At 70.4% G+C, this 11,563-nt stretch carries 10 protein-coding genes; 6 read left to right on the top strand and 4 right to left on the bottom strand.

The features are described from left to right. Positions 1–135: 135 nt before the first annotated feature. Together IFR14_RS10440 and IFR14_RS10435 are read right to left on the bottom strand one after the other, a co-directional pair. Positions 136–1,446 (bottom strand): glycosyltransferase family 2 protein, encoded by a 1,311-nt coding sequence (locus tag IFR14_RS10440; protein ID WP_342365680.1) that lies wholly within the window; start codon positions 1,444–1,446, stop codon positions 136–138. Further along, entirely contained in the window at positions 1,443–2,372 is a 930-nt protein-coding gene (locus IFR14_RS10435; protein WP_191941013.1) for a WcbI family polysaccharide biosynthesis putative acetyltransferase, read from the bottom strand. The genes IFR14_RS10440 and IFR14_RS10435 overlap by 4 nt, the downstream gene beginning before the upstream one ends. A 185-nt stretch (positions 2,373–2,557) precedes the next feature. Between IFR14_RS10435 and IFR14_RS10430 the strand changes: the two genes are divergently transcribed. The 3 genes from IFR14_RS10430 (at position 2,558) to IFR14_RS10420 (ending at position 6,937) form a co-directional block, all read left to right on the top strand. Further along, the gene (locus IFR14_RS10430) at positions 2,558–3,175 is read left to right on the top strand and encodes a hypothetical protein (protein WP_137241769.1); all 618 of its coding nucleotides are present in this window, start codon (positions 2,558–2,560) and stop codon (positions 3,173–3,175) included. 244 nt (positions 3,176–3,419) lie between these two features. Next, positions 3,420–5,495 carry a cytochrome c oxidase assembly protein gene (locus tag IFR14_RS10425; RefSeq protein WP_342365679.1) on the top strand — a complete coding sequence of 692 codons (2,076 nt, stop codon included), beginning with the start codon at positions 3,420–3,422 and terminating at the stop codon, positions 5,493–5,495. Next, complete coding sequence (locus IFR14_RS10420) at positions 5,492–6,937, top strand: PepSY domain-containing protein (RefSeq protein ID WP_191941012.1); 1,446 nt, start codon at positions 5,492–5,494, stop codon at positions 6,935–6,937. The genes IFR14_RS10425 and IFR14_RS10420 overlap by 4 nt, the downstream gene beginning before the upstream one ends. A gap of 39 nt (positions 6,938–6,976) precedes the next feature. On the opposite strand, the gene IFR14_RS10415 is transcribed toward IFR14_RS10420, so the two are convergent. Both IFR14_RS10415 and IFR14_RS10410 read right to left on the bottom strand, forming a co-directional pair. Further along, positions 6,977–7,303: a hypothetical protein gene (locus tag IFR14_RS10415; RefSeq protein ID WP_191941011.1), complete on the bottom strand. Its 327-nt coding sequence runs from the start codon at positions 7,301–7,303 to the stop codon at positions 6,977–6,979. Positions 7,304–7,395: 92 nt separating this feature from the next. Further along, positions 7,396–8,214: a helix-turn-helix domain-containing protein gene (locus IFR14_RS10410; RefSeq protein ID WP_191941010.1), complete on the bottom strand. Its 819-nt coding sequence runs from the start codon at positions 8,212–8,214 to the stop codon at positions 7,396–7,398. Positions 8,215–8,325: 111 nt separating this feature from the next. Between IFR14_RS10410 and IFR14_RS10405 the strand changes: the two genes are divergently transcribed. From IFR14_RS10405 to IFR14_RS10395, 3 genes are read left to right on the top strand one after another with little or no spacing between them, the layout of a single operon-like run. Next, positions 8,326–9,393, top strand: coding sequence for an ABC transporter substrate-binding protein (locus IFR14_RS10405; RefSeq protein ID WP_191941009.1), 1,068 nt, complete (start codon positions 8,326–8,328; stop codon positions 9,391–9,393). A gap of 7 nt (positions 9,394–9,400) precedes the next feature. Beyond that, positions 9,401–10,408, top strand: coding sequence for an iron chelate uptake ABC transporter family permease subunit (locus IFR14_RS10400; RefSeq protein ID WP_191941008.1), 1,008 nt, complete (start codon positions 9,401–9,403; stop codon positions 10,406–10,408). Continuing rightward, complete coding sequence (locus IFR14_RS10395; protein WP_191941007.1) at positions 10,405–11,457, top strand: FecCD family ABC transporter permease; 1,053 nt, start codon at positions 10,405–10,407, stop codon at positions 11,455–11,457. Before IFR14_RS10400 ends, IFR14_RS10395 begins: the two co-directional genes overlap by 4 nt. The last annotated feature ends 106 nt before the right edge of the window (positions 11,458–11,563 follow it).

Here is an 11,563-nt window from a genome sequence, read left to right as displayed (position 1 = left end):
GACGACCACGCTAAACGAGACGCAGGCCGGAACCGGTGGGGTTGCACTCAGCGCGCCCGGTGGTGCAGACGTCCGACGGAGGGCCGGCGTTCGGGCCGCGTGAATGATGCGTGGAGCGCGTCGTCGCCGATCGGGTCAGCAGAACGATGAGGGTCCGCCCCAGCCGCCGACCCAGGCCGCCACCCGGGGGTCGGGCCGCAGCAGATGGACGCCATCGGCGACGAGCTGCTGCGTCTCGAAGGCATCGGGACTGCCCCACCGTTCCTCACGCCGCCTGGCCCGCCGGGATCGCAGGCGGCCGAGCGACGCACCGTCCGTGTCGACGAGCTCGACGGTGCCCACGTCCCCGGTGCCGAGGCGGTCGACGAGATCGACGATCCAGGTCGGGTCGAGGATCACGATCGGACGGTCGAGCTCCCACGTCACTCGGGCGTCGACTCCGGCTGATGCACGGAGGACGCGCGGGTCTCCCCCGAGCTCCTCCGCTCCGCCGTCCTCGAGGACGAACCGAGCCTGCGGGAAGGCGGTGAACAGCGAGTCCGCCGCGACGAACCGAGCGGCCGCCGTGTGGGTACCCCGCAACCGCACGAGAAGATCCGCCGTGTCCGACCACAGCGCCCGCGGCGCGGACCCCGACACGGGGATCGACGACAGGAGCCGCATGGTCTGGGCGTTCGCGCGGTCCATGCCTGAGCCGTCGCGCTCGGCCCACTCGGGGCCGTCGTGCCATGCCACGGCGGTCGGGACATGGGCGAAGACCGCTCCCGCCTGCCACATGCGGTACGCCCACTCCCAGTCCTCACCTCCGTACGAGGTGAAGGACTCGTCGAATCCGCCGACCTCGTCGAACATGCTCCGCGAGCAGGCGATGACCGCGCCGATCATGAATCGATAGGAGCGGTCGTCCGCGTCGCGCAGATGCCGACTGCGCGCGTACTCCTCGGCGAGCCACGCCGGTTCGGCGAGCTCACGGCCGGCGGCCGCCTCGACGACCGGTGTCTCCGGGGCGACCCCGGCGAAATCGGCGTGGCGACGCCGCCCCACCGTGACCGCCTCGGGCAGCAGGGCGGGCAGCCGCGTGAGCGCGCGCACGTACCCCGGCTCGGGGACCGTGTCGGCATCGAGGAAGCACAACACCTCGCCGCTGCTCGCCCGCACGCCCAGGTTGCGGACGGCGGCAAGCCGGAACCCCTGGTCCTCCTGCCGGACGAGGATCACGTCGTCCGGAACCGACACGTCACCCGGGGATCCGTCGTCGGCGACGATCACCTCCAGGAGGTGACGCGGGTAGTCCTGCGCGGCGAGGGCGTGCAGGGTCCGGAGCAGCTCACCGGGCTGGTCGTAGTGCGCGACGATCACCGAGACGCGTGGCAGCGGATCAGGATGGACGTCGTCGAGCGTGTCCCACCGGTTGCCGACGACCCACGGCTGCGCACTCCCGGTCACGCGTTGCGCCACACGGTCAGGAGGGCCGAGAGCCGGTCGAGGGCAGCGACGACGAACTCGGGGTGGGACGCATACCAATCGGTGTGGGCGGCGCGCACCTCCGCGTTGTCGATCTCGACGCCCTCGACGATCCAATGTTCGCGGGGCTCGTCCGTCAACGACCAGGCGTCGACGACCTCGGGTGCGATGGGTGCGCGCACCGCGTTGAGCAGGGGGCGTCCGGGGTCGGTGACGCCACCAGGGGCCCCCAGGGTTTCGAGGATGCGGGCGCCGAGCGGCAGCCAGATCGCGTTCCCCGGGTGGTTGACAGTGCGCGCGTGGTCGGCGGTGACCAAGTCGAAGAGGTCGGACACCGGCACGTCGGTCGCGGCCTCGCGTCTCCGCAGTTCCTCGACGGAGGCTCGGCCGATCGCGCGCACGGCGTCCGGCTGGAGCGCAGACACGACGGGGATGCCTGCGGCGGCCGCGAGCGTCCGGACGTCGTGGTACGCCACGATCGGCGGGTTCTCCTCGACGCCGGGGACCCGGACGGCGGCCTGGAACGGATGCAAGCCCCCGAACCGCACCGGAGTCACCGTGAGCACGCGGCCGCTCGTGGAGGCTGCCACCTGACGCGTGCCGAGCGGCAGATCGTGGTAGTCGTCCCGTACGGGTTGCGACACCACGGTGTGCGCGACGCCGACCACCTCGTGCAGTCGCTCCGCATCCTCGGGGGTCATCTCATGCACGGCCGGCACGCGCACGAACCGGCGGTCCGGCGCATCCATCACGGTGCGCAGGGATTCCGCCTGGCAGTTGCCGAGCACCACCCCGAAGTCCGTCGGCAACGGAGCGAGGCCGTAGAACTCCGCGTAGTGCCTGCGGCGTGCCTCGATCGGCGACCCGGCGGGTGCAGCGGTCGTACCCGGTTCCAGGGTGTGGCTCATGCCTCGACGGTATACCGTCGCCGAACCTGGCATGGTCCTGCCGCATCGGGGTTGCGCCGGGAAGCCGCGGTCTGCCATCAGCGCCGGGCATGCGCGTCTGCACCGCGCTCGATCGGGGTGGCGCTGCTCGCCTGGCGGCACGGCGCGGCCTCATGACGGTGGTGACGGTCTGCAAGAATGGGCACATGTCGTCCGCCCGCTCGACCCGCACCCTTCGTGGTGTGGTCGCCGCGGCGTTCTCGACCTTCGTTGCACTCCTGTCGCACGTCGCCGGCGGCGGCTCGATGCCCGGCGTCCTCGGTGTCGTCGTGCCACTCGTGTTCTCGACCGCCGTCTGCGTCCTGCTCGCAGGCAGACGGCTGTCGATCGTCCGTCTGTCCGTCTCCGTCGCGGTGAGTCAGGTCCTGTTCCACACGCTCTTCGTCCTCGGCACCGCCCAGGGCACCACCTCGACGACGACGCCGAGCGGCCACCTCTCCCACGGATCACCGGTGATCCTCGAGACGTCGTCGATGCCGATGATGCACGACGGCCACGCCGGTGCCGCCATGTGGTTCGCCCACCTCGTCGCCGGCCTCGTGACCATCGCCGCGCTCCACCGAGCCGAGACGCTGCTGTCGACGGCCGGAGCCATCACGGAGTTCGTCCTCGCACGGCTGGTGCCCGCGGTCCTCGCGGCTCTGGCGTCGCCGGTGCTGCCCGCCCGGGTGCTGCCGCAGCGTGACGTGCCGATCCTGCGCCCACTCGGCGTGTATCCGGAGACGACCGCCTTGCGCGGGCCTCCGGCGCTGTCCTTCCTCTGAGATCACGGCACGACCTCGCCGAGCTGCACGCTCGGTCGACGGTCACCGCTGCGTGCGCATAGGACGCTTCCTCGACGACGACGCTCGAACCAGCGTCGTCCCGATGCGCCGTGCACCGGCGGAGTGCCACCATTTCCGCCGCTCGGTCCTGCCCGGCGCCCGTTCGGGTGCGGTCGCGGGCTCACCGGGTGAGCTGTGCCGCTGGGTTCGTCCACTTGAGCCCGCGGGGAAGGAGCCACCTCCTGTGGCAGAAACACCCATTCCGTCGAGTGCGCCCGAAGCCGATCCGAGCGGTCAGCGAGGCCAGTCGCCCGTCCTCGTGCCGATCCGTGCACCTGAAGCCGTCATGCTGGCTGCGTTGCCGGTGGCGGTCGTCGTGGCGCTCTCCGCGCTGCAGTTCACGGGTGCGTTCACGACCGGCACGCTGCTGTCGGATCCGGGGGTGATCGTCACTCGCGGTCTGCCGGTCGCGAGGGTCGTCCACGATGCGGCAGCGTCGGTCACGATCGGCCTGCTCATCGCTGCGACCTTCCTGCTGCCAGGGCAGCGGATCCTCCCGGGTGTCGTGTCGTTCTCGCAGTCGAAGGCGATCCGCTGGGCGGCCTGGGCGGCCTCCGTCTGGCTCGCGGCGGGAATCGCAGTGCTGGTGTTCACCGCGGCGAACTCCATCGGTGTGCCGGTGTCCTCGCCGACGTTCGCGAAGACCTTCGTGTTCTACGCGACGCAGTTGGAACTCGGGCAGACCCTGGTGTGCTCGCTCGCGTGCGTGCTGGTGGTGTTCTGCATCGTGCTCCTCGCCCGCCGTCTGGCGTGGATCGCCGCCGCGAACGCGATCGCCGTCTTCGCACTGCTTCCGCTGTCCCTGTCTGGTCATGCTGCAGGCTCCGACGAGCACGGCAACGCGGTCAACTCGCTCGCGATCCACCTGATCGGCGTCACCGCCTGGGTCGGCGGTCTCGTGGCCGTGATCCTGCTCCGTCGGAAGATCGGTGATCAGATCGGCGCGGTCGTCGCACGCTACTCGGTGCTCGCCGGTTGGGCGTTCGGTGCGGTGGCCTTCTCGGGCGTCGTGAACGCCTCGCTGCGACTCGCGGGCCCGACGGACCTCCTCACCCCGTATGGGCTGCTCCTGGTCGCGAAGACCGTCGCGCTCGTGCTGCTCGGACTCGCCGGCGTGTGGCACCGGCTCCGGCTCATCCCCCGGCTGCAGGCCGAACCCGGGAAGCGGTCGACGTTCATCCGGCTCGCTGTCGTCGAGGTCGTCGTCATGGCGGTCACGATGGGCGTCTCGGTCGCGTTGTCGCGCAGCCAACCGCCGGTGTCGCAGGAGCCGGTCGCCGACGACGTCCGCCGCCGGCTCCTCGGGTTCGCCTACCCGCCGGAGGTGACGCCACTGCGGATGTTCACCGAGTGGCACGTCGACTGGATGTGGGCCGGCCTCGCCGTGGTCGGTGCGGCCTGGTGCCTGTGGGCGTTCCGGACGCTCCGGCGCCGCGGCGACGCCTGGCCCGTGGTCCGCCTGATCGCTTGGCTGGCCGGCTGCGCGGCGCTGTTGTACGCGACCAGCGGTGGCCTCGCCGTGTACGGGCAGATCCACTTCAGCACGCACATGCTGCAGCACATGGCGCTCATGATGATCGTGCCGCCGTTGCTCGTCCTGGGCGGCCCGATCCTCCTCGCCCTGCGAACCCTGCCGAGTCGCACCGACGGAGGCCGAGGCCTCCGGGAGTGGATCCTCGCCGTGGTGCACTCGCGGTACCTGCGGCTGCTGTCGAAACCGGCCGTCGCAGGAGTGCTCTTCGCCGGGAGTCTGGTGGTGTTCTACTACACGGGTTGGTTCGAGTGGGCGATGCTCGCCCACCAGGGTCACATCCTGATGACGGTGCACTTCCTCGCCACCGGGTACCTGTTCTTCTGGGTCCTCATCGGCATCGACCCGGGCCCGAACCGTCCGGCCTATCCGTTCCGGATCATCCTGCTGCTCGCGACACTCGCCTTCCACGCCTTCTTCGGACTCGCGATCATGTCCAGCGCCACCGTGCTCGCGGAAGGGTGGTGGACCGCGCTCGGCTACACGGACACCGCAGCGCTCCTCGCCGATCAAGCGGTCGGTGGCGGTATCGCGTGGAGCGTCGGCGAGATCCCCGCCGTCCTCGTCGCCCTCATCGTCGTCTCCCAGTGGGTGCGGAGTGACGAACGTGCCGCGAAACGCTACGACCGCCGAGCAGAACGCGACGGGGACGCAGAACTCACCGACTACAACGCCCGCCTCGCACGCATCAACGACCACGACCATGCCTCTCGAAAGGACCACCCGTGACCACACGCGCACCGGCCCATCTCCACGCCGATGGACCACCCCCGAAACCGGACCGCAGCCGAGGCTGGTTCCCGCAGCTGCTGCTCCGCCTCCACTTCATCGCCGCGATCTTCGTCGGACCGTTCATCCTCGTCGCGGCGACCAGCGGCGCGCTCTACGCCCTGACCCCGCAACTCGAGCAGCTCGTGTACGCCGAGCAGCTCCATGCGCCGGAGGCCGACGAGTATCTGCCGCTCGCAGACCAGATCGAAGCTGCGAACGCGTACACGAAGGACCAGGACACCATCGTCGCCGTGCGCCCCGCACCGAACCCCGGCGACACCACGCGCGTCATGTACACCGGTGACGGGCTCGGCGAGAGCGAGACCCGCGCCGTGTTCGTCGACCCGGCCACCGCCCAGATCCGCGGCGACCTCACCGCGTACGGCACCAGCGGAGCACTGCCGCTGCGCACCTGGATCGACCAGCTCCACCGCAACCTGCACCTCGGCGAGGTCGGACGCCTCTACAGCGAACTCGCCGCCTCCTGGCTCGGTGTCGTCGCCCTCGCCGGCCTCGGCCTCTGGATCGCCCGCATCCGCAAAGCCCGCACCAAGAAGGACTTCGTCCGCCCGAACAACCGAGCCAAGGGGTACCGGCGCATCCTCTCCTGGCACACCTCCACCGGCATCTGGCTCCTCGTCGGCGCACTGTTCCTCTCCGCCACCGGCATCACCTGGTCGCATTACGGCGGCGGCAACGTCGGCACCCTCCGCGCCGCCTTCGACTGGTCCACGCCATCCGTGACCACCGACCTCGGCGGTGAGTCCGCACCGGCCGATGAGCATGCCGGCCACGGAGGCACCGTGGCTCCCACATCCGATCCCGAGACGGTGACGGCGAACCCGGCGACATTCGACGCGGTGCTCTCCGTCGCCCGGAAGGTCAACGTCAACACGGGCCTCGTCGAGATCACGCCACCGGCCACCGCGGGAACGGCGTGGGTGGTGCAGGAGATCCAGCGCAGCTTCCCGACCGAAGTCGACGCGGTCGCGATCGACGGATGGACGATGCAGGTCACCGATCGGGTCGACTTCGCGGACTTCCCCCTCGCCGCGAAGCTCACCCGCTGGGGCGTCGACACCCACATGGGCTCCATGTTCGGCCTCCCCAACCAGCTCCTCCTCTTCGCCCTCGCGTCCGGTCTCGTCGCCATGGTCGTCTGGGGCTACGTCATGTGGTGGCAGCGACGACCGACCCGCGAACCTGGACGCCTCGTCGGCAGCACACCAGCGCGCGGCGCGATCCGCCGTGCACCCTGGTGCGGCATCGTCGCGGTCCTCATCGTCGCGGCCGGTATCGGCACGCTCCTGCCGCTCCTCGGCCTCAGCCTCGCCGCCTTCGTCGTGGTCGACGTCCTGCTCGGACTCCGAGCCCGCCTACGATCGGCCGAGACCGGTTGATCGCTGAGGAGCGATGAGGAGAGGTCGCGCTGGGTGGATTCAGGCGGTGACGACCGCGATGACGAGCAGCACGACGGTCGCCGCAAGCACTCCCAGGGACACGGCCCGCGCACGGCTCCGGTGCGCCGGCGGCACCGCCAGCGGTAAGGAGACTGCCATGACCAGCCCGGCGAAGAGTGCAATCGGGGTTCCGAAGAGCAGGCTGTAGCCGTGGACGTCGCGTTCGTCCCAGCCAAACCGGCTCGACACCACCATCCAGATCGCCAGCAGGAACACGGCGGCGGCCGCGGCGGCGACGACACCGGCGATCACCCGGAGGACGAGACGTGTCCGGGTGGTCGCCCGCCGTGCATGCGGGTGGGCCATACGGCCACCCTAGAGCGGAAGCCGAGGCGTCGGCCAGACCCACGGGGGCGGTCGGTCTGCTCAGAGCGTCTGAAGCCGCACCCGTCTTCGGATCAGACGACCTCCGCCGACCGGCGCCTCGCGGCGTAGACGGCGGGGGTCATGGAGAACCGGGCCCGGAACGCCCCGATGAAGCTGCTCACCGACTCGTAGCCGACCGCGGGTGCGACGTCCTGCACGGCGGCACCCCGTCCGAGCATGCCCGCGGCAGCATGCAGGCGCACGCGGACCCGCCATTCGCGGAAGGTGCATCCCGTGCCGTCCACGAACGCCCGGCCGATCGTCTTCGAGCTGACGCCCGCCGCCGAGGCCCAATCGTCGAGCCCACGCGGGTCGGCGGGGTCGGCCATCAGGGCCGACGCGATGGCACGCGCGCGCGGTTCACGGGGCATGGCCAACGCCTCATCGTCGCGAGCCGCCGCCGACAGCAAGTCGATCAGGAGCGACCAGCATCGCCATCGCCGGCGCCCGGTCGGGTCGGCGTCGAGCAGGTGGGCCAGCAGCGCTGCCGACAGCTCGTCGACCCGGACGGTCCGTGCACCGTTCCACCGGCCGCCCTGGGGGCGCAGTTCCGGGTCGGCGTAGACGCTGATGAGCTCGCCGGGCTCGCTGAAGCTCATTTCGTGCACCATCCCCGCGGGGATCCATGCGAGGTGCTCTCGCCGCAGTCGCCGTCGATCGCCGGGGACCGACACCTCCATCGCGCCGGAACTCATCCACGCGAGTTGGTCCTCGCGGTGGGAGTGCTCATCGAACCGTGTCGTCGCGTCGACCCGCGAGCGGGAAACCCGGAACTCCCCCGATGTCCCTTCGGCGTCATCCAGCGGGCCGAGGAGCTTGATTCCGCCGTCCGAGTGATCGCGACCAGACATCCAGCTGTCTCCATTCGACAAGTCCTGTCCACTCAGCGCGATAGCGCGAAGCGATTAGGCAAGGCTAACCTGACTGTCGTCATCCCGCCAGCCGAACCGATGAAGGACCCCATGATCGTCCCGAAGCACCACCGCGCCCCGAGCGCGAGGACCGCTCGTCTGCTTGCCGCGGTGAGCGCGCTCGCCCTCGTCGGTGTCGCGCTCTCCGCCTGCTCGAGCGCCGCGTCGACCACCGCCGAGAACCCGAACTACACGACCGAGCCGAGCGACTCGTTCCCGGTGACGATCGAGCACGAGTACGGCGAGACGGTGATCCCGTCGGAGCCGCAGCGGATCGTCGTGGTCGGTCTGACCGAGCAGGACATCCTCCTCGAACTCGGTGTCACACCGATCGCGACGACGGAGTGGTACGGCGAGCAGCCGTATGCGGTGTGGCCGTGGGCGACGGATCTCCTGGGCGATGCCGAGCCGACCGTCCTCACCACGACCGACGGGTTCGAGTACGAGAAGATCGCGTCACTGCGGCCGGACCTGATCATCGGGACGAACGCCGGCATGACCGAGGAGAACTACGGGAAGCTCGCGGAGATCGCGCCGACCGTGACCAATGAGGAGGGCGCTGGGCTCTACTTCGCGGACTGGCGGGACCAGACCAGGATGGTCTCCAAAGCCGTGGGTCGGTCGGCGGAAGGCGAGGCGCTCATCACCGGCGTCGACGAGGCCTACGCTGCGGCGGCGGCAGCGCACCCGGAGTTCGCGGGCCTCACGGCGACCTTCTCGCAGGGTGGGCCGTGGGACGGCAACCTGTGGGTCTACCCCGACGGCCTCAACACCGACTTCCTGACGGATCTCGGGTTCACGATCACGCCCAGGCTGCAGCAGTACGTCCCGAGCGAGGGCGGACAGGCGCAGATCGCCGCGGAGAACGTCGGTGTCATCGACGCTGACGTGATCGTCTTCGCCACGGAGTCCGCGGATGCCGTCCAGGAGGTGCTGGGCTTCGGCACCACCTCGAGCCTCGACGCCGTGACCGGCGGGCGAGCGGTCTTCACCGACGGCGAGCTCGCCGGCGCGATCTACTTCCTCACCCCACTCAGCCAGAAGTACGTCCTCGAGCAGCTGGTGCCGCGCCTGGTGGACGCCGTCGCCGGCACAGCTCCGCAGAGCGTCGACGGCTGACCCGTCGGTGACCTCGCGCACCCCTCGCGGGCGCCGTTCGCTGGGGCTCGGGATCGCGGTCGCGGCACTCGCGACCGCAGTCCTGCTCAGCGTCCTCGTCGGGTCCCACCCCGTGGGCCCGACGGACGTCTGGCGGGCACTCACGAGGCCCGACGGCTCCGTCACCGATCTGGTCGTCCTCGATCTGCGGATCCCCCGCACCGTGGCAGGACTCGTCGTCGGCGTCGGGCTGGGCGTCTCCGGCGCCCTGATCCAGGGCCTCACCCGCAATCCCCTCGGTGATCCAGGTATCCTCGGCGTCGACGCGGGCGCGGCACTCTTCGTCGCGATCGGTGTCCTGTTCGGCGCTCGCACGCCCGTGCAGTACCTGCCGTTCGCGTTCCTGGGAGCCCTGGTCGTGACGGCACTCGTCTACGTGATCGGCTCGGCAGGACGTGGTGGCGCGGATCCGGTCCGGCTGACCCTCGCCGGCGTCGCCCTGGCAGCGGTGCTCAGCGGCATCACGACCGCCATGATGCTCCTCGATCCGGTCGCCTTCAGGCAGCTCCGCGGCTGGAACGCCGGGTCCTTCGTGGAGCGCGGCTTCGACGTCATCCTGCCCGCACTCCCCTTCGTCGTCGCGGGCGTCGTCATCGCGCTGTTCAGCGCGCGATCGCTGAACGCCCTGGCGCTGGGCGACGATCTCGCCTCCTCACTCGGTACTCGCCTCGTGAGCACCCGCGTGCTCGCCGTCGTCGCGATCACCCTGCTGGCTGGTGCGGCGACCGCGATCGCCGGGCCGGTCGGCTTCGTCGGCCTGATGGTGCCCCACATCGCGCGGTGGATCGTCGGTCCCGACCAGCGGTGGATCGTGGCGTATTCGATCCTGATCGCGCCGGCCGTGCTGCTCACGTCCGACGTGATCGGTCGCGTGATCCTCTGGCCGAGTGACGTCCCGGTCGGGATCGTCACCGCGTTCATCGGCGCGCCCGTGCTGATCCACCTCGTGCGGCGCGCGAAGGCGAGCGCACTGTGACCGGCGTCGAGACGGGACCGCGCACGGTCGTGTGGCGTCGGCGATCCCTCTCCGTCCGCGTCCGGCTGCGCACGATCGTCGTGTGCGGCGTGTTCTGCGCGGTCCTCTTCACCCTGGCGCTGCTCGCGTTGTGTCTCGGCGACCTGCCACTGTCGGTCGACGAGGTGGCGTCGGCGTTCCTCGGCGGGCCAGGCGGTCTGGTGCAGACGGTGGTGCTCGAGTGGCGCCTCCCGCGGGTCCTCGCCGCGCTGCTCTTCGGAGGGGCCCTCGGACTCTCCGGCGCGATCTTCCAGTCCCTCACCCGCAACCCACTCGCGAGCCCCGACATCATCGGGCTCACCGCGGGATCGTACGCGGGCGGTCTCATCGTGATCATCGTGATCGGTGCCGGCGCCGGTTCCGCCGCCGTCGCAGGCGGTGCCATCGGTGGCGGCCTGATCGCCACGGCGCTGGTCTACCTCCTCAGCTACCGTCGCGGCATCCAGGGTTTCCGGCTCATCGTCGTGGGCATCGGCGTCTCGGCCATGCTCGAAGCGCTCAGCTCCTACCTCGTGCTGCGGGCGAAGCTCGAAGTCGCGATGCTCGCCACCGTGTGGGGTGCGGGCTCGCTGAACGCCGTCGGTTGGGCTCAGCTCATCCCCGCCGCAGTGGTGATCATCGCCATCGCAATCATCCTCGGTCCGCTCGGCGGATCGCTCCGCCAACTCGAGCTCGGCGACGACGCGGCGAAGGCGCTGGGCTCGCGGGTCGAACGCTCACGGCTCGGCCTCGTGGCGTGCGCCGTCGCGCTCACCGCTGTCGTCACGGGAGCAGCCGGGCCGATCGCCTTCGTCGCGCTCGCCGCCCCGCAGCTCGCGCAGCGGATCACCCGCACGGCCGGCATCGCGCTGGTGCCGTCCGCGCTGCTCGGGGCCCTCGTGCTGCTGGCATCCGACATCGTCGCGCAGCACCTGTTGCCGACGTCGCTCCCGGTGGGGGTCGTCACCGTGATCGTGGGTGGCGGCTACCTCGTCTGGCTCCTCGTCCACGAAGTCCGGAGGCGTTCGTGACGGTTCTGTCGTGAGGACCGGGGATACCCCCTCACCGCAACGATGGGCGGCCCTCTAGCCTGATGCCGAAGAGCCGACGCAGCCCACGCGACGGCGGAAACGAGGC

Source organism: Plantibacter sp. CFBP 8775, from assembly GCF_014839505.1.
GTDB classification, from domain to species: domain Bacteria; phylum Actinomycetota; class Actinomycetes; order Actinomycetales; family Microbacteriaceae; genus Plantibacter; species Plantibacter auratus.
The sequence above is the reverse complement of the archived record's forward strand: the minus strand, read 5'-3'. Positions and strand labels throughout refer to the sequence as shown.